General features: G+C 28.7%; 24 protein-coding genes. 22 read left to right on the top strand and 2 right to left on the bottom strand.

Going from position 1 to position 21,192, the window contains the following annotated elements; translation table 11 throughout:
- Positions 1-12 precede the first annotated feature (12 nt).
- The 10 genes from XJ44_RS00255 to XJ44_RS00210 are packed head-to-tail and all read left to right on the top strand — an operon-like array spanning position 13 to position 7,528.
- Positions 13-1,689 carry a nucleoside kinase gene (locus tag XJ44_RS00255; protein ID WP_077197690.1) on the top strand — a complete coding sequence of 559 codons (1,677 nt, stop codon included), beginning with the start codon at positions 13-15 and terminating at the stop codon, positions 1,687-1,689.
- The gene (locus XJ44_RS00250) at positions 1,686-2,582 is read left to right on the top strand and encodes a DUF4941 domain-containing protein (protein ID WP_077197689.1); all 897 of its coding nucleotides are present in this window, start codon (positions 1,686-1,688) and stop codon (positions 2,580-2,582) included. Before XJ44_RS00255 ends, XJ44_RS00250 begins: the two co-directional genes overlap by 4 nt.
- Positions 2,579-3,013 (top strand): GerMN domain-containing protein, encoded by a 435-nt coding sequence (locus XJ44_RS00245; RefSeq protein ID WP_075665087.1) that lies wholly within the window; start codon positions 2,579-2,581, stop codon positions 3,011-3,013. The genes XJ44_RS00250 and XJ44_RS00245 overlap by 4 nt, the downstream gene beginning before the upstream one ends.
- Before the next feature lie 2 nt (positions 3,014-3,015).
- On the top strand, positions 3,016-3,291 hold the full coding sequence (gene hfq, locus XJ44_RS00240; protein ID WP_075665086.1) for an RNA chaperone Hfq: 276 nt from the start codon (positions 3,016-3,018) through the stop codon (positions 3,289-3,291).
- Positions 3,263-4,348 carry a GTPase HflX gene (hflX, locus tag XJ44_RS00235; protein ID WP_233119484.1) on the top strand — a complete coding sequence of 362 codons (1,086 nt, stop codon included), beginning with the start codon at positions 3,263-3,265 and terminating at the stop codon, positions 4,346-4,348. The genes hfq and hflX overlap by 29 nt, the downstream gene beginning before the upstream one ends.
- An 8-nt stretch (positions 4,349-4,356) precedes the next feature.
- Complete coding sequence (locus tag XJ44_RS00230) at positions 4,357-5,322, top strand: M23 family metallopeptidase (protein WP_077197697.1); 966 nt, start codon at positions 4,357-4,359, stop codon at positions 5,320-5,322.
- A 2-nt stretch (positions 5,323-5,324) separates the two neighbouring features.
- Positions 5,325-5,639 carry a hypothetical protein gene (locus tag XJ44_RS00225; RefSeq protein WP_077197688.1) on the top strand — a complete coding sequence of 105 codons (315 nt, stop codon included), beginning with the start codon at positions 5,325-5,327 and terminating at the stop codon, positions 5,637-5,639.
- Entirely contained in the window at positions 5,636-6,823 is a 1,188-nt protein-coding gene (metK, locus tag XJ44_RS00220; RefSeq protein WP_075665084.1) for a methionine adenosyltransferase, read from the top strand. The genes XJ44_RS00225 and metK overlap by 4 nt, the downstream gene beginning before the upstream one ends.
- A gap of 15 nt (positions 6,824-6,838) precedes the next feature.
- Complete coding sequence (gene rpsT, locus XJ44_RS00215; RefSeq protein WP_075665083.1) at positions 6,839-7,117, top strand: 30S ribosomal protein S20; 279 nt, start codon at positions 6,839-6,841, stop codon at positions 7,115-7,117.
- Positions 7,118-7,129: 12 nt separating this feature from the next.
- Positions 7,130-7,528 (top strand): hypothetical protein, encoded by a 399-nt coding sequence (locus tag XJ44_RS00210; protein ID WP_077197687.1) that lies wholly within the window; start codon positions 7,130-7,132, stop codon positions 7,526-7,528.
- Between the two features lie 33 nt (positions 7,529-7,561).
- On the opposite strand, the gene XJ44_RS00205 is transcribed toward XJ44_RS00210, so the two are convergent.
- Complete coding sequence (locus XJ44_RS00205; protein WP_075665081.1) at positions 7,562-9,418, bottom strand: transketolase; 1,857 nt, start codon at positions 9,416-9,418, stop codon at positions 7,562-7,564.
- A 137-nt stretch (positions 9,419-9,555) separates the two neighbouring features.
- Between XJ44_RS00205 and XJ44_RS00200 the strand changes: the two genes are divergently transcribed.
- From XJ44_RS00200 to XJ44_RS00145, 12 genes are read left to right on the top strand one after another with little or no spacing between them, the layout of a single operon-like run.
- The gene (locus XJ44_RS00200) at positions 9,556-10,014 is read left to right on the top strand and encodes a flavin reductase family protein (protein ID WP_077197686.1); all 459 of its coding nucleotides are present in this window, start codon (positions 9,556-9,558) and stop codon (positions 10,012-10,014) included.
- The gene (locus tag XJ44_RS00195) at positions 10,014-10,622 is read left to right on the top strand and encodes a class I SAM-dependent methyltransferase (protein WP_075665079.1); all 609 of its coding nucleotides are present in this window, start codon (positions 10,014-10,016) and stop codon (positions 10,620-10,622) included. The genes XJ44_RS00200 and XJ44_RS00195 overlap by 1 nt, the downstream gene beginning before the upstream one ends.
- The gene (locus tag XJ44_RS00190; RefSeq protein ID WP_233119483.1) at positions 10,612-11,280 is read left to right on the top strand and encodes an ATP-binding cassette domain-containing protein; all 669 of its coding nucleotides are present in this window, start codon (positions 10,612-10,614) and stop codon (positions 11,278-11,280) included. Before XJ44_RS00195 ends, XJ44_RS00190 begins: the two co-directional genes overlap by 11 nt.
- Positions 11,277-12,470 (top strand): type II secretion system F family protein, encoded by a 1,194-nt coding sequence (locus XJ44_RS00185; RefSeq protein WP_143608941.1) that lies wholly within the window; start codon positions 11,277-11,279, stop codon positions 12,468-12,470. Before XJ44_RS00190 ends, XJ44_RS00185 begins: the two co-directional genes overlap by 4 nt.
- 1 nt (position 12,471) lies before the next feature.
- Positions 12,472-12,828, top strand: a complete 357-nt coding sequence (locus XJ44_RS00180; RefSeq protein WP_077197684.1) for a hypothetical protein — start codon at positions 12,472-12,474, stop codon at positions 12,826-12,828.
- Between the two features lie 10 nt (positions 12,829-12,838).
- Positions 12,839-13,783: a hypothetical protein gene (locus tag XJ44_RS00175; protein WP_143608939.1), complete on the top strand. Its 945-nt coding sequence runs from the start codon at positions 12,839-12,841 to the stop codon at positions 13,781-13,783.
- Complete coding sequence (locus XJ44_RS00170) at positions 13,761-14,318, top strand: hypothetical protein (protein ID WP_077197682.1); 558 nt, start codon at positions 13,761-13,763, stop codon at positions 14,316-14,318. Before XJ44_RS00175 ends, XJ44_RS00170 begins: the two co-directional genes overlap by 23 nt.
- Positions 14,315-14,737: a hypothetical protein gene (locus XJ44_RS00165; RefSeq protein ID WP_077197681.1), complete on the top strand. Its 423-nt coding sequence runs from the start codon at positions 14,315-14,317 to the stop codon at positions 14,735-14,737. Before XJ44_RS00170 ends, XJ44_RS00165 begins: the two co-directional genes overlap by 4 nt.
- Entirely contained in the window at positions 14,730-15,173 is a 444-nt protein-coding gene (locus tag XJ44_RS00160; protein ID WP_084758728.1) for a hypothetical protein, read from the top strand. The genes XJ44_RS00165 and XJ44_RS00160 overlap by 8 nt, the downstream gene beginning before the upstream one ends.
- Positions 15,173-19,090, top strand: coding sequence for a type II secretion system protein GspD (locus XJ44_RS00155; protein WP_077197680.1), 3,918 nt, complete (start codon positions 15,173-15,175; stop codon positions 19,088-19,090). The genes XJ44_RS00160 and XJ44_RS00155 overlap by 1 nt, the downstream gene beginning before the upstream one ends.
- Positions 19,087-19,878 (top strand): AmmeMemoRadiSam system protein B, encoded by a 792-nt coding sequence (gene amrB, locus XJ44_RS00150; RefSeq protein ID WP_233119482.1) that lies wholly within the window; start codon positions 19,087-19,089, stop codon positions 19,876-19,878. The genes XJ44_RS00155 and amrB overlap by 4 nt, the downstream gene beginning before the upstream one ends.
- Positions 19,872-20,411, top strand: coding sequence for a ComEA family DNA-binding protein (locus XJ44_RS00145; RefSeq protein WP_077286917.1), 540 nt, complete (start codon positions 19,872-19,874; stop codon positions 20,409-20,411). The genes amrB and XJ44_RS00145 overlap by 7 nt, the downstream gene beginning before the upstream one ends.
- Here XJ44_RS00145 and XJ44_RS09225 read toward each other — a convergent pair.
- A complete protein-coding gene (locus tag XJ44_RS09225; RefSeq protein WP_075665071.1) occupies positions 20,408-20,776 on the bottom strand; it encodes a hypothetical protein in 369 nt (122 codons plus the stop codon). The genes XJ44_RS00145 and XJ44_RS09225 overlap by 4 nt on opposite strands.
- Between the last annotated feature and the right edge of the window lie 416 nt (positions 20,777-21,192).

Below are 21,192 nucleotides of genomic sequence, written 5' to 3'. Positions count from 1 at the left end.
AGGAGGGGAAATATGGAAAAGATAGAGTTGGAATTTTTGGATGATGGTAGAGTTGTAGAAGTTGAAAAAGGTGAAACTCTAAAAAAGTTTGTAGATAATTATTCAAAATATTATGATTCACCTATAATAGCGGCGAAGATAGATAATACAATTATTGAATTGTTTAGGCCTTTACATTATTCTGGTAAGGTTTTGTTTTTAGATGTTAATTCTGTTGACGGATTTAGAATATATCAAAGAGGTTTGCTTTTTATATTAAAATCTGTTTTAAAAAAAATGTATCCGCAATACTTTTTAAAAGTTTCTCACAGTGTAGGTAAGTCTATTTATTGCGAATTAAAGGATGCAAATAACAGAGTAAAAGTTTTAGCTGACGATGAAATTTTGGTTGTGAAAGAAAAAATGCTTGAAATAATTGAAAAAGATGAAAGATTTTTGAAATTTGAGTTTATGAAAAGTGAAGCGTTAAAATTGTTTGAGAACTTTGGATATTACGATAAAATAAATTTGTTGAGGTATCGTAAGAAAAAAACTGTGAAAGTTTATAAACTTGGAGATAGTTTTGATTATTTTTATGGGTATATGCCCTATTCTACAGGAGTTTTAAAATATTTTGATTTGTTAAAGTATGAGAATGGTTTTGTGTTAGTCTTGCCTGTTTTTAAGAATGGAAAACCCGTACTGGAATTTAAGCCCCTTCCTAAATTGAGCCAAGTTTTCATTGAATACAAAAAATGGTTAGAGATAATGAATATTGATAGCGTGGGGGATTTAAATAATTTAATTGCAAAGGGTGAGAGAAGCGTTACTGATTTGATAATAATGTCAGAAGCACTTCATGAAAAAAAAATTGCGTTTATAGCAGAAGAAATAAAGAAAAAGAAGAATGTAAGGCTTATTTTGATTGCTGGGCCTTCATCTAGCGGAAAAACAACTTTTTCAAAAAGATTGATGGTGCAATTAAGGGCAAGTGGGCTAAGACCTGTTGCTATTTCCTTGGATGATTATTTTGTAGATAGGGAAAGAACTCCAGTTGATGAAAATGGAAAACCAGATTTTGAAGCTCTTGAGGCAATTGATATTGATTTGTTTAATAAAAATTTATTGGATTTGTTTGAGGGTAAAGAGGTTGAAATACCAAAATTTGATTTTACTTTGGGAAAAAGAAAAAAAGGTAAAATATTGAAAATTGAAAAAGATCAACCTATTATAGTAGAAGGTATACATGGGTTGAACACAAGATTAACAGAACAAATACCCGAGGAGTTAAAGTATAAAATTTATGCTAGTGCATTGACACAGTTGAATTTGGATAATACAAATAGATTGCATACAACAGATACAAGACTTTTAAGAAGAATAGTTAGAGATAGTAAATTCAGAAATCATGATGCTTTAGCAACGTTGAAGATGTGGCCAAGTGTGAGAAGAGGAGAAGATAGAAATATCTTTCCCTACCAAGAAAATGCCGATATAATGTTTAACAGTGCGCTTGTATACGAGATTTCAGTATTAAAGATTTTTGCTGAGCAGCTTTTAATAGTTGTTCCAGACAATGTTCCAGAGTATTCTGAAGTAACAAGGTTATTGAAAATTTTGGAATATTTCCTCCCAATTACAAATATTGAAGATATTCCTAGAACATCTTTAATAAGAGAATTTATCGGAAGGAGTGTTTTTAAATATTGAGAAGACTTTCTGTATTGCTTGTTTTTGTTGCTATAATCTCCTTTGCGTTTAATATAAGCTATGGTGGAAGATCTATAAAAATAGAAGAAATTGATTTTGATTCTACTTATGCCTTGTTAAACGATTATTCAAATTTTTTAAGGGTGGAATCTCCATCTACAGGGGCCATTTCTTCGTTTAAATATATTGAATGGAAAGGAAAATTCGTTTCTTTTTCAAGAAATGTATTAGTTTTGGATGAAAAACCAGTAGAAGAGGTTTCAATTGAAGATATATTTAAGTTTTTTGATATACCTTTTAGAAAAGATGAAAAAAGTTATCGTTTACCGGATATGATAATATCTAAAGTTGTTGATTTTAGAAGCTATATACAGTTTGATTATAATGGAGAATATAAGTTAGAGATTTCGAAGAATGAAGATTTATTGAAAGTTTACTCACAAGGGTTAATTTACTATGATGATTCATTATTTGAAAAAGGGGCTATAATTTTCTCAAAAAAGATAGATTTAAACTTTGAGATGGAGATTAACAAGCTCCCTGGAAGAGTAATTATTCAGTTTTTTAGAGAATACAATATTGACAATTTAATAGTTAAAGTTTTTGGAGAAAAGATAGATTCGTATGATTCAAAGAGTTTTGCGTTGGTGTTTAAAGATTCTAATTTAAATATAATTTTTGTTCCAAACTATTCTCCAGATTTTGATGGTAAAGATTGGAAGATATTTTCTATATCAGAAAAAATAGGAAAAGTGACTTCAAAAAGATTTAAACTTAAGATATACTATTTACCTTTTGTACAATTACCAAAGGATTTGCCTGGAATAATAATATTTGCACCCAAAGAAACGTGGAATGATATAAAAAAGTTCATTGAGGAGGAAATTATGTGAAAAAATTGATTTTATTGTTTTTGTTTTTTTCATTGTTTTTATTTTCTTCTGAGATTGCTTTTGTGAAAAATGATGATATAATTTTCCTAGATGTTGGGAAAATTAATTCTGTACAAGAAATTTTTGAGAAACTTTCTACATACAAACTTAGTGATGGTATCGAAACATTTGTACCAAAAGGTATTTTGAATGCATATTATTTTGTAGATACGGCATTGATTATAGATTTGTCCTCTAAAAGTATACAAAACTATTCAATTGATAGAGAAGTAATGTTAGTTTTACAGATTTTATATTCGTTATTTGAGAACATAAATGGTATAGATAGAATTTATATTTTAGTTGATGGAGAACAAACGGATATTTTTATTAAGAGTGTTAATGTTTATTTTTCTTTTCCAAAGGAACTATACGTTAAAAAGGGGGAATAGGTATGGCAGAGAAATTTAATTTACAGGATAGGTTTTTGAACATTTTAAGAACTAGCAAAATTCCTGTAAAAGTTTATTTAGTAAACGGTTTTCAAACTAAGGGGATTATACGATCATTTGATAATTTTACCATGCTTTTGGAAAATGGTAGTCAGCAAAATTTAATTTACAAACATGCTGTAAGTACTATTATGCCTGAGGCGTTTGTTAGATTAACGAGTAAACAGTCGCAAGATGAAAGTGAAAATAATGAAAAGGAAAGTAATGGAGAAGAATAATGTTATTATAGCTGGTATTTATAGTGAATTTATTGACGAATCGTTTTATGAATTAGAATCGTTGTGTAAAACTTTAAGTTGGAACGTAATAGATAGGGTGTTTCAAAAAAGAAAAAAACCTGATGCAAGGTTTTATTTTGGTAGGGGTTTTTTGGAGAAATTTAATTTGTTATTTGAAAGTGGGAATATAGATTATTTAATTATAAATGATGATTTAACTATTATTCAAAGAAGAAACATCGAAAGGACAATTGAAAACAAGGTTTATGATAGAACGGAACTGATATTGGAAATATTTGCAAAACATGCTAAAACAAAGGAAGGAAAATTACAAGTTGAAATTGCCAGGTTGAAATATCTTATGTCGTATTTAGTTGGAAAAGGAAAGGAACTTTCAAGACTTGGTGGTGGTATTGGAACACGAGGACCTGGTGAGACAAAGTTGGAGTATACAAAAAGGTATTTAAAGAAGAGAGTTTCTTTTTTAGAGAAAGAATTGTATGAAATAAGAAAAAATAGGGATGTTCAAAGAAAAAAAAGGATAAAGTCAAACTTAATTAAGATTTCAATTGTTGGGTATACTAATGCTGGAAAAACTACTTTGCTTTCTGCTTTATCAAAGGATTTACTTTACTCTAAAAATGAGATGTTTTCAACGGTGTCTCCTATCACAAGAAGGGTAAGGCTACCATCTGGGGCTTATGTGTTATTTTCAGATACCGTGGGGTTTATAAAGAAATTGCATCCATTAATTGTTGAAGCATTCCATTCAACTTTAGAGGAGATTGTTTATTCGGATTTAATTTTAATTCTTGTTGATGCATCAGATATTAACTTTAAAGATAAAATAAAGGTGATTTTTGAAACATTAGAAGAGCTCGGAATAAAAGATAAGAAAATGATTCTTGTATTTAATAAAATTGATCTTTGTAATTTGGATTATTTGAAAAAATTAAAGGGTGAATATAAAAAAGCTATATTTATATCAGCTAGAAAAAAGATAAATTTGGATTTGTTATTGTATGAGATTGATAGAATAAATTTTAAGGAGGTTTGACAATAGATATGAAAAAAAATTTATTTTTACTAATAGTTTTTATTTCTGTACTGTCTTTTTCGGGATTTATTCCACCAGTTGATGATAGTTATTTAACTTCTTCATTTGCAGAGTTTAGAAGCACTGGGAATTCTCCTCATTTTCACGGAGGAATTGATTTTAGTACATTTTCTAAAGAAGGAATTCCCATTAGAGCAATTTATGAGGGGTATGTAGTTCGGTTAGAGTTAAACGATCCAATTTATGGTAACATTATTGTTTTGCAACATCCCAATGGTTATCGCTCATTGTATGCACATTTGAGAAGCTTTAATTATGTATTACAGCCAATTGTAGATGACGTGGTTAAGGAGTTTCAAAATGAAAAAGTGGTTATAGAATTTTCCGATAATGAAATTAGTTTTTCTAAAGGAGATGTTATTGCTTATTCAGGAAAAACGGGGGAAGCAGTCAAACCACATTGTCATATTGAAATAAGGAACCATGATGAATCTATTTTAGTGGATCCTTTGGAATTTTTTGAAATTGCTCCACCTGAAGGTGATATTATCTTGAAAGAATTGATTATAGATGGTAAGAAAGTAGAATATAATAGAGGTTCTGTTTATACTTTTACAGGAGATTATCCAAAAATTGAAATGAATGCTTTTCTAAAAATTAACAATAATATGCTTGGTCTTAAAGAAATAAAGCTTTACTTTGCAAACAAATTAATGTATGATATATTACTTGATGAGATACCTATGGAAGAATTTTATAAACCATATTCAGTGTACTCGAAAGATTCAATTGCAGCAGGCTATATATATAAGACGTATTATAGGTTATATCCTGAAGTTTTGGGGACACCTATAAAAATCAATAATTTTCCAACTTTGAATACAAATTTAGACTTTTTTCAGGTGAGAATTGAGGTTTTTGATTTTTGGAATAGAAAGAAAGAATTTAGTTTTAATCTGAAACGGGAGAGATAGGCATGTTTTTTAAAAGAAAGAAGAATTTATCAAAAAACCCATTTTACAAAGATAAAGATTCATTGGTTATATATATAAAATGTGATAAATGTGGAGAGATGTTTAGAAGTTATTTGAGAAAAGGATACGATTTTTTGATAGAGTATGATAATAAAAATATAGCGTATAAAATAGAAAAGGTATATGTTGGTTCAAAATGTCCTAATAAGATTGAAGTGAAAGCACAATTTACTGGTGCATATAAACCAGTAAGTTTTGATATATTTGGAGGAAAGTTTATCTCCAAAGAAGATTATGAAAAGGAGGTTGAGCGATGAGAAAACTTTTTACGAGTGAAAGCGTTACAGAAGGTCATCCAGATAAGGTAGCAGATCAAATCAGTGATGCTATCTTGGACGCGATGTTAGAACAAGATCCAAAGTCAAGAGTTGCAGTGGAAACGTTAGTTACAACAGGTATTGCTATTGTTTCGGGTGAGGTAACTACCAGAGCATACGTGGATATTCAAGATATAGTAAGAAAGACTATTTTGGATATTGGTTATACAAGGGCTAAGTACGGATTTGATGGTGAGACTTGTGCTGTACTTTCGTCTATTCATAGTCAATCACCGGATATAGCTCTTGGGGTTGATAAAGCACTTGAGGTCAAAGAAGGAGAACTAAATGCAGCTGATGAACTTGAATTAGTTGGTGCTGGTGACCAAGGTATGATGTTTGGTTATGCAACTAATGAAACGAAAGAATTAATGCCATTACCAATAATGTTAGCTCACAAACTTGCAATTAGACTTTCAGAAGTCAGAAAAAATGGTATAGTTCCGTTTTTAAGGCCTGATGGTAAGACACAGGTAACTGTTGAATATGATGAGAATGATAGACCTGTTAGAGTTGATACAATTTTAATTTCAACGCAACATGAACCAGATGTTACTATTGAAGAAATCAAAGATGTCCTTATTAAGCATGTTATTGAGCCAATTATTCCCGAAAATTTAATGGATGATAAAGTGAAGATCCTTGTAAACCCAACTGGAAGATTTGTATTAGGAGGACCATCTGCAGATACCGGTTTAACTGGCAGAAAAATTATAGTTGATACATATGGTGGTTCTATTCCTCATGGTGGAGGAGCATTTAGTGGAAAGGATCCTACAAAAGTAGATAGATCTGCGCATTATTTCGCAAGGTATGTTGCAAAGAATGTTGTTGCAGCTGGTTTGGCAGACAAATTTATGGTTCAAGTTGCATATGCAATAGGAAAAGCAAAACCCGTTTCAGTAATGATAAACACATTTGGTACAGCTAAAATTGAGGAAGATAAAATTTTAAAAGCAGTTCTTGAATTATTTGACTTTAGGCCAGGTGCAATTATTAAAAAACTAGATCTTTTAAGACCGATTTACAAGAAAACTGCTGCATACGGTCATTTTGGAAGAGAGCTTGAAGAATTTACTTGGGAAAAATTAGATATGGTTGATGAATTAAAAAAAATATTATAATAGGAGGTAGAGATAATGCCTAACATAAAGTCTGCAAAGAGAAGAGTTAAAGTTTCAGAAAGAAATAGATTGATAAACAAAGCATATAAAACAAGAATGAAAAACTCTATTAAAAAAGTTTTGGAAGCATTAAATGAAGGTAAAGATAGAGATGAAGTAGAAAAATTATACAAAGTTGCCCAAGGTTTTATAGATAAAGCTGCAAAAATTGGTGCAATACATAAGAATGAAGCGTCGAGAAGAAAATCAAGATTGATGAAAAAGATTAATAAGCATTTTGCTAGTAAAGAATAATGGAGGTGTGTTATGCCATTTCATTATACTATAGAGATGTTCTTAAGTGATATAAAAGCAAATACGATAATGAAAAACAAAGAAATAGAAGAACTTGCCCGGAAAAATCAGACAGAAATAAGGTACAAAGATGGTAAATTAATATTAACTTGTGCAGAAAATCATGATATTGATGAAGAATTAGTAAAAAAAATATTAGGTGCTGTTAGCGGAACAGTTAATGCAAAAGCTTATTTAATTGATGGAAAAAGTAAAGTTGAGATTTTCAACGGTAAGCTAGATCCAAAGAACCCATTTGGAATGTCAGATGAGGAGTTTGAAGAAAGAACGATAGATAGTTTAGAAGAAGACGATGGAATACCAATAGATGAAGATTTGGAAGATTTTTTGAATTATGATGAAGAAGAATAAAAAAATTCCCCATCCAACATGGATGGGGAATTTTTAAATTAGGTTCTTAATTGTTTCTTTAATTTTTTGGCTGTCAAGTCCATAAATATCAAACAGGTATTTGCTATTACCAGAAACTGGGAATCTATCGATTCCAACTTTTACAAATTTTTCGGGGATAATCTTTAGATTAAATAATTTTGACTCCAATAAAGTACCAAGACCGTTATATATATTATGATCTTCAAAAACAACAACTTTTTTTCTTGCATATCTTGAAAGTATTTCTTCATCAAGATCATATGGGCATGAAACGTTTAGAAGTCCAACTTTTATTCCTTCTTTTTCTAATTCATCTACAGCTTTTAGAGCATGTGGTAATACTGATCCATATGTTATAACAACAATTTCTTCGCCATCTCTTATCACATCGATTTTTCCGTATTCAAATTCATAGTTTTCATCATAGAAGATAGAGCCGTCTGATTTTGTAATAGGTTCAATTTTACTTCTTCCCATTGCTACAACATAGTTACCATATTGGGTAGCAATATACCTAATCACCTTGTCTGTTTGATTTGGGTCTGCAGGAACGATCACTTTAAAGCCAAACCATGATAGTGGAGCAGAAATGTAATTTAGTGCGTGGTGGGTTTTTCCATCTTCTCCAACATCAATGCCACAGTGAGTTACCACAACTTTTAAATTTGTATTATTTATCGCGTTTAATCTGTGTTGATTAAAGGTTTCATCAATACCAAACACTCCAAAATCGGCAAAGAATGTTACGAATCCTTCTGCACTTAATGCCCCAGCAATTGCAGCAGCGTTATGTTCTTGAACGCCAATTTCGATTAGACTTTCCGGTTTGACTTGATCAAGTTTATCAAGTTTTACGGATGATTTTAGATCACAATCAATTGCAATTACATTATCGTTTAAAGTGGCAAGATCGGCAATTGCATTACCTAGGGCTGTTCTGTTATCGATTTTTTCTTTGTATATTATTGGTTTTCCAGTATTTATTGAAATTGGGTATTTTAAATAAATTTTTTTGTGTTCAGAAATATCTATTTTTTTTCTCATTTCAATGTATTTGTTGATATCAATAGATATTCCTAATTCTTTTAATGCTTTTTTATATTCATCGAGTGAAAGTGGTTTTCCATGATATTTTGGAGTATCTTCCATAAAGCTGACACCTTTACCGATAATAGTGTGTGCAATGATAACAGTTGGATTTTTATCATTTTTGGCTATTTTTAGTGCAGATAAAATCTGCTCAAAATCATGACCATCGATTTCTATAACATTCCATCCAGCAGCTTCATATTCTTCTTTAATATTTACGTACATAATATCTCTTGCTCTACCACTAATTTGTATATCGTTGTAATCAATAATAACTGTTAAATTATCAAGATTGTATTTTTTTGCGGTTCTTCTTGCTTCAGTAACTTGTCCTTTTGCACTTTCACCATCACTCATTAATACATAAACGTGATGTTGTTGCTTTTTTAATTTTGCTGCAAGTGCCATTCCAACTCCAGCGGATAAACCTTGGCCGAGATTTCCAGTAGTCCATTCAATACCAGGAATTCCGCGTGTAATGTGACCTTCAAATATACTTCCAGGATGTCTAAATCCTGATAGCACATCATCTCTGTTTATAAAACCATATGCCGACAAAGTACTATAAACTGCTGGTGAAATATGTCCGTGACTGACTAATATCCTGTCACGATTTTCATTCCAAGGATCATTTGGAAAGATATTTGCAAAAGAATATAAAGTTACTAAAAGGTCAATTGATGACATTGAACCACCTGGATGTCCAGAACCTGCAACAGTTGTCATGGTTAGAATATCTGCTCTACATTGTTTCGAGATGTTTTTTAATTTTTTAATCAAAATAGGCCACCTCCTCGAATTTTGAACTTTTTCATATTAATTATATCATATAGCATAAGTTTATTGATTAGACAAATTTTGAGTAAAAAAATTTTATAAAAATTTACATATGATATAATACTTAAAGAGGTGAGATTATGGATGTGGTAAAAAAGATCTATAATTCAACTGTTGTTGTTACAATGAGGTTGAATGACAAGATTAATGGTATTAGTGTTGCGTGGATAACTAGAGTTTCAATTAATCCAAAGTTAATTGTAATTTCTATTGGTAAAGAAAGGTTTAGTTATCTTTTGCTAAAAAGTTCCAGTTTTTTTGGTGTAAATATATTGAGTAAATTTCAAAAAGATTTAGCAATTCATTTTGGAAGTGTAAGTGGGAGAGATTATGACAAGTTTGAAGGAATTGATTATGAATTAAGTAAAAATGGTATTCCAATCTTAAAGGGAATCGTGGGTTATATTGAATGTGAAATAGTTCGTATTTATGATGCAGGGGATCACTCTATTTTTGTAGGAAAGATAATTGATGAGAAATTATATAATAATGTGGAACCGTTATTGTATGGTGAACATAAAATATTGGAGGGATTTTAGTGTTTGAACATTATTATACAGAAAAGCCAACAAGTAAATTGAAAGTCAGAGAAATAGTTTTAACATTAAAGAATGGACATATCTATAAATTTAAATCTCCTAGTGGAGTTTATTCTTTTGGTAAAATTGATAAGGCTACAAAAATCTTGATTGAGAATGTTAATATAGATAGTGGAAAGGTTTTAGATTTAGGTTGTGGTTATGGAGTCATAGGTATTACTCTAAAAAAGGAAAATCCAAATATTGATTTGTATATGAGTGATATAAATGAACGAGCCGTTGAATTTGCAAAAATTAACGCTAAAAATAACAATGTGAATGCGGTTGTGAAGCAAGGTTATTTGTTTGAGGTGTGGCAGGGCGAAAAATTTGATCATATAATATCGAACCCGCCTATTGTTGCGGGAAAGAAAGTTTGGATGGAGCTAATTGAAAAGTCCAAAGAACATTTAAATTTAAATGGTACTTTACAATTAGTCGCGTACCATAATAAAGGTGGAAAAAGAATAAGAGAATATATGAGGAATATTTTTGGTAATGTTAAAGAATTATGTAAAGAGGGAGGTATTAGAGTTTATTATTCAGAAAAATATGAGAATGATTTTTGAAAAAGTTGAATATATTTACAATCAAAATACACCATTTGAGAAACATGTGTTAAAAGATATAAATTTTAGAATTAATGATGGAGAAACTGTTTTTATTCTTGGGAATACTGGAAGTGGTAAAACCACGCTTCTATATCTATTAGATTTTTTAATTAAACCTACTAGTGGTAAAATTTGGATAGATGATTTTAGAGATCCTTATGAAAATCCATATGAATATAGAAAGAAGATAGGTTTTTCATTTCAATTTCCAGAAAGACAATTTTTTTCTGAAAAAGTTAGAGATGAGATATATTTTTCAATCAAAAATTTTGAGGTGGAGAATCCAAAAATGCGATTTAAAGAAGTTGTAAATTTTTTTGATTTGAATGAGTATTTGGATAGATCTCCATTTCAGTTATCAGGTGGAGAACAAAGAAGAATAGCCATAGCCTCTGCTGTCGCTCATAATCCAGATATTCTAATTTTAGATGAGCCGACAGTTGGACTAGATAGGAAAAATGAAAAAAAAATAATTCAATATTTAAAAAAGTGGAATGATGATGCTAGAAAGACTTTGATTATTGTTACACATGATTTTGAGAAATTTGTTGATTTTAAGGGAATAGTATATGAGTTAAATGAGGGGATATTAAGAAAGAGAGGGGTTAAGCATTGAAATTTGTATATCTTGCGTATAACAAAGATATGAAGAAGGTTAAAGGAGAGATTGAAGCTTCTAGTTTGCAGGAAGCATTGGGAAGGCTAAAATCAAATGGGTTGATGATAGTAGATATCAAGGAGTCGAAAAAGAGAAAAGGATTAAAGAATATATTTGGGATTCCACTAAAAGATATAGTCTTTTTTACAAGGCAATTAGAAACTATGATAAAAGCGGGACTAAGATTGAGAGAAGCAATTTATATACTATCAAACCAAGAAATTTTTTCTAAAAGATTTAGAAATGTTCTTGTTAACGTAGTAAATGAATTAGACGTTGGGACATCATTAACAGAGGCGTTTAAAAAACAAGGGGTTTTTGATGAAGTGTTTATTAATATGTTAAAGGCTGGAGAAGAAGGAGGAGTACTTGAAGAAACTTTAGAGAAATTATCTAATTATTATGAAAATTTAAACAGGACTCAACAACAAGTAAAAACGGCAATGGTTTATCCAATTTTTATACTGAGTTTTGCTATAGTAGTGGTTTTGGTAATTAGTTTATTTATTTTACCAAAATTGTTTTCGGTTTTTGGTAACATTCCAACTTCTGGTTTAATTTCAACGCTTGTTAAGTTGAATAAATTATTAACTGAAAACGGATTTTTGGTTGGTTTCTTTTCAGTGTTGATATTTATTGGCATTTACGTGTTTTTCAAGACTGAATATGGAAAAATATTTAAGGAGTTTTTAGGAAATTTGTTTCCACCGATTAGAAAACTTAGGGAAAAGATTACGTATGAAAGATTTTCCAGAACCTTTGGGGTATTAGTTGGAAGCGGTGTTTCAATAATTGATTCGTTAGAAATGGCGGCAAAAGCGTCTAATAACAGAAAATTTATTTCTAAAATAAAAAGTGTAGAAGAAAAGGTAAAAAGTGGTAGTTCATTAAAGCAGGCTCTAAAATCTGAGAAAGTGTTCCCACAAATAATTTATGAAATGATAGGTACAGGTGAGGAAACAGGTAAACTTGAGGTTGTTATGGAAAAAGTTGCAGATTTTTTTGATGATCAAATACAACAGGATACTAAGAAACTTTTGTCTATGTTAGAACCTTTGATGATAGCCTTTGTGGGATTGTTTATTGCTTTTTTAGCGTATACAATGTATTCGACTATTTTTCAAATGCAATCAACTTTTGGAGGATAATATGACTTATATTGAAGTTATAACTGTTCTGATTATAACTGTCATTATATTTTCCATTAGTGTTATATCTGTATTCAATTTAATGGATAAAGTTGTCTTAAATGAAGAATTGTTTAAAACAATTGTATATTGTGGGCTTTGGTCTTCAAATGCTGATTATATAAGGTATTCTAAAAATAAAGTATATATTCATTACACGTTTTTTGAGAAAGAAAATGTAGTTATAACAAAAGAGGTGGATTTAGGGGATTATTTTAATAAACTTGATTTAACAATTATTCCACTGTATAGAGTTAGTGGAGGTACATTTGGAAATTTTAAAATTGAACCTATTGTTTTTGATATTTCAGGGGAATAGGAGGGAAAGTTTGTTAAGGGAAATTTTAGGTAAAAGGATTATTTCATTTGATTTTAGAAATGATAATGAAATTTTTTATGGAAGTCTTGAATATTTTTTTGGTAAAACTAGGTTATCTTCTTTCAAAGAATGGGATTTAGATTTTCAACCCACTGTGGATGATATAATCGTTGTTAACATTCCATGGGATTATATTTTAAATTTGAAGATTCCTCTTCCCACAGTAAAAAACAAAAAGGAAATTGACAAGTTATTACTATTAGAAATTACACAAAATTTGGGTATACAACCAGAGCAAATATATTACGATTATTTAATAACATCTAATAATATTGCAAATGTGTTTGTTGTAAAAAAAGAAGAACTTCAGAATTATTTTCAAAACCTTTATGCTAAAAAAATCCCAGAACCAGATATTCTATATCCAGATTTCTTCAAAGAATCTATTCTTTTGAGTAGATTCACTGGATATAGTATGCAGTTGTTTATAAACAAAAAGTATTCAGGAATGTTAGTTTTTAATGATTCAGATTTAATTGAGGTAAGATACTCTGATTTAAGTTTAAAAAATTTTGACGAGGTTTTATTGGATGAGTTTGGTTATTCTGTATACGAATTGGAATATATTGACGATGAAACATTAATCAAAGATGTTAAAGCCTTTTTGATGAATTTCTTTAGTGATTTTTTATCGTTGATTGAACGTGAAGTCTTTATTACTATAAATTCGATGGAAGAAAAAATAGGACTTGAAAATATACAAACTATTCAAATTGTAACTGATTCAAATATAATTAATGAGCTTTTAAAAGAACATTATGATGATTCTACTCTTTTATTAAATAGATTCTTTTTTCAAGATTTTATTCCATTAGTTAAACATTATAGATTTTTAGGGGTTTTAGGTCTCTTAAAAAGAGGGGGGATAAGTGTTGGAAAGATTAAACTTATATAAGGTGAAAGAAAGAAGAATTTCAATAAAGAAATTTTTGGTTTTTGTAATAATAGTTCTAATTCCATTTTTTTCGATGTTTTTTCTTTCACAATTTTGGGTATATCAAAGTATTTCTAAAACTGTAGAAAGTTACCCTCTTGTTTTTAATAACATTACTTTTTTAGAACCACTTGAAATTCCTAAAATTGTTGAAAACGAAATTTTAAAATATGATTCAAAATTAAATATTATTGTGAACAAGATAACTTATTATAAAAGTTACTTAAATAAGGTTTATTATTCCAAATATTTTTTACAAGAATTGTTGGATTTTTTCAAGAAAAAAAACGAGAAATTTTTTATAAAAAGTATAAATTTTTCTGATGGAAAATTTAAGATCTTATTTTATGAATTTTCAAATCAAAAAGATGATTTTAGTGAGGTTGTAAATAAACTTAATGATGTTTACAAAAATGTGGGAATATCTTTAAAAGATACAAAAACTCTATATAGTGATTTTAAAATGTTTGAATTTTATTTGGAGGGGGAACTATGAATATAAAACAAAAATATGCTAACTTATTTTTTGGAATTTTAATAATTTTTTTGACATTTTTATTATTATTTAATGTATTTGTTATAAAATTGAATTTTTTAAAAAATTTTAAATATAACACAGAGATTTTAAACGAAAAAATTAAGCTCTACAACAGATTTAATATTAATTTTAAGAAGCTAGAGAGTATAGTAAAAAATGATGATAGAGAATTTTTGAACTTATTGGAAAACGGTTATATATCAAAGGAATTAGATGTCAAAGAATTTGAAAAGATTTTTTATGAAATTGTAAATTCAAAAAGTGTACCAATTGAAATTTTAAAGGTAGATGTTAAAACTAATTTTCCTATTATTTTTGATAAAGATAAAAAAATAATGGTCAGTTTTCAAATGAAAGTAGGTGATATAATTGAATAAAAAATACATAGTAATTTTAATGGGATTATTAATAGTGTTTTTTATCTTTATGTTAATTTTTTCAAGCAAAAAATTACCAAATTTATCTGATACGAAAAAATATATAGTTAGAGCAAAAAATGATTATGTTAATTTTAAAAATATAGAAAAGATTAATTATTTTGAGCCGTTTTATTTGGAAATTACTTTGGATAGCGAGCATTTAAAAAGTTATACAATTGTTGGTAATATAAGTTATTTGGGATATTATTTAGAAGATAATAAGTTTTATGCATACATTAAAAATTCGGATAAAGTCTTAAAAATTAAGCCAAAATCAATATTTTTAAATAAATATTATATTTTAAATGTAAGTAATAAAAATCTTGTAGTGCTTGATATTGACGATGGTAGTATTAAATTAATTGTTCCAAAGAAGATAGGGGGGAATGACTAATGAGGAAAAAATTTTTGTCTTTGTTATTCATAACGATATTATTTAGTTTCTTGTTTTCAAAAATATTGAATATTGATTACTATTTTGTTGAAAATAAACTTCAGGTGGTTTTAGAACTTGACAATGAAGTTTTGCCTTCAAAAGTTAGATTTGGTTGGAATGATTCAAAAACGGTGTATTATTTATCAATTAATGGGGAATTTGTTCAAAGTTCCTTTTTACCTGTTTCGAAAGGTCCTTTAGAAGGAATACAATTATCACCATCTGAGAATTCTGCAGATATCTTTTTCTTTACGATTGTGCCAGTAAATTCTGATTGGTATGTTGTTGGAAATAAAATTATTGTTGATTTTCCAAGTAGTGTGAAAGATAGAAAATTTAGTTTTTCATTTTTAAATGCACCTTTAGATGTAGTTATAAGGGAGTTTTCAAAAGCTTTGGGGATAAATATTTCGTTGTATGAAGGAGTTAGAAATATAGAGGTTAACCTTGATGTAAAAGATGTTACAATTGAAAAGGCTTTGAGATTGTTATTTTTAAATAACCCAAAAGTTTGTTATGCATATGGACCAGATGGGACTTTATATTTAGGGTTGGAAGAAGAAATTAACAAGAATTTTGCAATGTATTGGCAGATCTACGATGGAGAAGTTAGTGCGGAAAAGATAAAATCGTTACTTGGATCAGGTACTTTTATGAGCTTCTTAAAGGATAAAAGTAAAGTATTTGTATATGGTGGTATTAGAGAACATAGGATAATTTCGGATGCAATTTCAGTAAGACCAAGTAAATCTTGGTATTATTATTCGTACACAGTTAGTAAAAACACAGTTGAGGAATTTTTAAAAAATATTTCGTCTATATATGATTTTAGATATGTTGTTTTGGAGCCATTAAAGCAAGTAGCTATTTATGCAGATACAGAAATTTCAAACACAATTGGTTATTTAATTTCAACTTTAAGAGATAATGGGATTGTTGATTTTTATGATTATATTGATGTTAAGGTAAGGTATCCTCAAAGAATTACATCGGTTCTTGATTCAATAAATATTCCATATAAAATGTTTGGTGAAGTAATAAAAGTTCCAAAAATTTTTAAAGGTTTAGTTGAAAAGATAAACAATGATAGGAGTATTGGAAATCCTTATAGGATGGTGATTGAAAGTATTAAATTGGATACTGTTAAATCTGCAATTTCATATTTAGGTATTGGTGAAAATAATGCAAAGGTAACAGAGGTAAATGGTAAAATTTTTGTTACGTTATTTGTTACTGAAGAATTATATAAAAGATTTAATCAATTCATTGAAATTGCAGGTACAAAAACTGCAAGGTTGAAGGTTGATAGAAGTTTATTGAGTAAAGTAAAAGTTCTGAAAGAATTTGATGATGGTACTTACTTAATAGAAGGTAAAGAGAAGATAATTGAAAAATTAATGAGGATGACTCAAAATAAGAAAAGGTACGTTCTTGAATTGACACCTTTTGATCCACCAAAAGAGTTATTTTTGTCTCTTATAGATGCAACGCCGGTGTATTATTCTGATAAGACTTTAATATACGATAACATAGATGATTCATTAATTGCTGAGATAGAAAAAATAAGGAAACAATTTGGAAAGGAAATTGTCGAAATTGGTGTTATTGATGATAATTTTAAAAAGATATTGGAAGAGTTATTTGGTGTAACAGTTTATAGATTGAAAAATAAGGTATATATAAAGGGTGAGAAAGCAAAACAAGCTAAGGAGTTTTTTGATAAAAATAGTGTTTCATATAAAACAGAAAAAGTTAATGTAAAGATTGAAAATTTTGGAGAAGTACAATCCATAATAAAAGATTTGTACAATATTGAGACTAAATATTATCCGGAAAGTAAATTGTTGATTCTTAGAGGAACTGACGAAAATATAAAACAAGCAAAAAAATTCTTGGATAACTATAACAAAGGTAAAGTAATAAAATTTGTTGATTTACCTTATACAGATGGTATTAAATCTGTTGTTGAAAGTACATCATCAGTAAAAGTATTTGATTTGAACGGAAAAATATTGTTGGTTGGTGAAGAAAGAGAACTTCTTGAAGTTGAAGATTTATTAAATAGTATTGATGCCAAACAATCTATAATTGAAATTAATTCAAATGTTCAAAATATTGAAGAATTTGTTAAATTTAATTTTGAAGATAGGATAAAAATTCTGAATTTAAATGGGAAGATTTTGGCAAAAGGTACTCCAGAAGATTTGAAAAAACTTCAAGAAAGGCTCAGGGACTTTGACGAAAAAATTGTTAATGTGGAAGATGGAAAATTAAAAATAGATGTTAAAGACTATAATTTGAAAGATTTGATTGAAAGAGTTTTCAGAGCATATGGCAAAGATGTTGTATTTGAATCGGATATCGTTGGTAGTGTAACGTTGAAAGTTGAAGGTATAACTTTGAACAATTTTGAAGACTATTTGAAAAAATATGGAATTGATATTCGCAAAAATGGGAAAATAGTATATATTGAAAAAACTTCTAAAATATTAAATGTTAAAGATGGGAAGATTTCTATAAATGCAACTGATGTTTCGATTGCAGATATGGTTAGGGAAGTTTATCCTAAATTTGGTTATGCTGTAATCGTAGATTCAGTTGATGAAAAATTAAATTTAGTTTTGAACAAGTCGACTTTAGAAGATTTTGAAAAAATTTTAACGAAAAAAGTAGATATTACAAAAGAAGGAAGTATAGTGTATATTGAACCTAAAGATCAAGTGAAAGAAACTGAGATGAAAGATTTTATAACTTTCGGAAAAAACAAAAGATTTAGTATAAGTGCTGAGAATGTGCAACTTAGAGAAATTATCAAGCAAGTTGTTAAAGGATATGGTTTTTCTGCGGTTATTTCTAAAGATATCAATTCTACTGCTAATCTTTACGTCAATGAACTAGATTTTAAAGAGTTTGAAAAAATATTAAATCATTATAATATAGAGGTGAAACAAGAAGATGGTATTTATGTATTTGATTCGTTAACGACAGATTCAACAAAGACTGTAAATACTTTTGTATTTTCTGTTCCAAGAAATGTAGAAAAGATACAGGAACTTATAGGTTTTTATGGAGGAAATTCTTTTGTGGATTCTGCTGCAGGTGTGGTAATTGCAACGGGAATTGATGCTAAAATATCCGGAGAGATAAAAGGTTATATTGAAAAATATTTAAATTCTAAGCTAGCATTGATTGAAGTTAGAGTAGTAGATGAGGAATTAACAAATTCTCTAGACATAAATCTTGGAGAGATTACTTCCAATATTGGAACTTTATCAAAAAATGGATTTGATATAACACTTTCTTTGGGAGAAATGCCTTTAGAGAAAATTATAGATAAACTACTTTCAATTGGTTCGGCAAATGAACTTACTGTAAGATTGAATGGAAAAATGAATTTAACTGATAAAGATGCAAAGCTACTCGCTAGTCCCAATATTGTTGCCAAAAGCGGCGAAAAAGCAAGTATTTTAATTGGTGACAAAATTCCGATTGTTTTAAACGCTGGTGAGAATTCTCAAGAAATTAGGTATATAGAATCAGGTGTTACTTTGGAAATAATACCGTTTGTAAATGCGGATAATACAATTGATCTTGAATTAAATATAAAAGTAAGTAGTTTTGATTGGGATATAAAAAATCAATACGGACTTGCGTTACCGTTGGAAAGGACCAGGGAGTTTAATTCTAAAATTTCTTTGAAAGAGAATGAGACACTAATTATTGGTGGACTAACAAGGGAAGAAAATTCAAAAACGGAAAGTAAGATTCCAATTTTGGGGGATTTACCTATTATAGGAAAGTTTTTTAAAACAGAAAAAGATGACAAAGTAAAAAGAAACATAGTAATTTTAATATCGGCAAAGGTTGTGGAATGATGAAAAGGAAAATGGCTTTTGCTGATAAGTTTTATCCCAAAGATGTATATAAGTTAAAGAGTTTTTTTGACACTTATATTGATAAAGTATTCTTAGAAGAATCTAAAAAAAATTTTGGAATGATTCTACCACATGCTGGATATGTATATAGTGGTAAAACTGTTTTGTTAACATTGAAAGAAGCTTTAAGTTTTGGAAAACCAGAAAGGGTTATAATTTTTGGAACAAATCATACAGGTTTTGGTAAGGAGACTTTTTCCGTTTGGGAAAGAGGAAAGTGGGAAACACCGTTTGGTGATTTACAAATTGATGAGCTTTTTACAAAAAAATTATTAGAATATGAAAGAGTTAGTTCTGATTATTCTGTACATTTATATGAGCATTCAATTGAAGTTATTTTGCCTTTCTTGAAGTATTGTTATAATGATTTTAAGATAGTACCTATTGTGTATAATTATCAAAATTATAATTCTACACTCGAAATGGTTGAATTTTTAAGGAGTCTTAATTTAGAAAAGACATTGATTATTGCATCGTCTGATTTTAATCATTATGATTCGCACAAAAAAACGTTGAAAAAAGATGAACTATTAATTAATGAGATATTAAAACGTAATACAACTGAATTTTTCAAATTAGGTCAAGAAGTATCTGCGTGTGGAATAGGTCCTATTTCGGTTGTGGTGGAATATTTTCAAAATGTGAAGTTAGTTTATCATACAACAAGTGCTGAATTTTCAGGAGATTACAATTTTACTGTGGGGTATGCAGGTTTTGTATTATGGTAAAAGGAAAGTATTTCAAGGAATTTGTTATATTATTTTTAATTTTTTTGGTGTTAACGACTGCGGTTTTTCAAAAGAAAGAAATAGTTCATGAAAAACAAAAAAGAATTTACTCTGAACAGATAATTGATATTAATACTGCTACATATGATCAGCTTTTGGCTTTACCAGGAATAGGGCCAACAAAAGCAAAGAATATAATCGATTATAGAGAAAAAAACGGAATGTTTTATGCCATTGATGATTTGCTAAATGTTTCAGGAATAGGTCCATCAACTTTGAAAAAAATGAAACCTTTTTTAAGATTGTCCAAAGTTAAAAATGTAGCCAAAGAAAAAGTTGAAGATAAGATAAATATTAACACTGCTTCAATAGATGAGTTAATGAAACTTCCTGGAATTGGTAAGGTAAAAGCAAGAGAAATAATAAATTACAGAAACAAAAACGGACTATTTAGCTCGAAAGATGAACTATTAAATGTTAAAGGTATAGGACCAAAAACACTGGAGAAAATTGAATCAATGATTTCATTTTAATATTTAGAAAAGAAGATAATAGGAATGAGTAAAAGTAGAGATAGAAGTTGAAAGAAATTATAAGTAGTTATTAAAGAAGCTCCAATCAAGATTAGAGATAGTATATAAATTGATATAAAAAATCGAAAGTTTATATCTCTAAAGATTAGAGAAATTAAGAATATAACAGAAATTAAATCCAATATAAAACTTGTAAAAAATCTTGTATATAGCTTTTCAAATGAAGGTATAATTTGCCCACCTGGTATTCTTTCAGGAATGCGTAATATCCAAGTATATTTTACTATACCCTTTCCGTACAAGGTAAGGATTGACATGCTAAGTATCAAACAAAGAATACTTAAAATAATAAAAATTTTTTTCATAGTATCCCTCCCATTTATTTAGATTATGTTTAATTTAATTTCGTTTTCGTTTGAAATGTTAATTTAGTGAACCTGTTCAAAAAATATGAAGATATAAAACAAAGCAGATAATATCTATCTGCTACAAAATATTTACACTTTTCACAAAATTATTCAAGCATTGGTTTTAAGAGTTTACCTTCATCTGTATATGCTAAAGAAGCATTTATGTTTGATACTATTGTTTTATCTTTGATTATTCCAGCAAGTATTTCTATTTTTACGTGATTTTTTGCTTTCCTTAATTGTTGTCTTTTTTTATATGAAAGATAAAACGTGTTTGAGTATTTAATACTTTGAAGCTATACCAAAGAGACGTGTGAGAGGGTACTTTATTCTTTATATTTTGTAATAATACCTTCAAAAGAACTTGTAAA

This window comes from Thermosipho affectus (assembly GCF_001990485.1).
GTDB lineage: Bacteria > Thermotogota > Thermotogae > Thermotogales > Fervidobacteriaceae > Thermosipho > Thermosipho affectus.
This window is presented reverse-complemented; position numbering and strand designations above follow the sequence as displayed.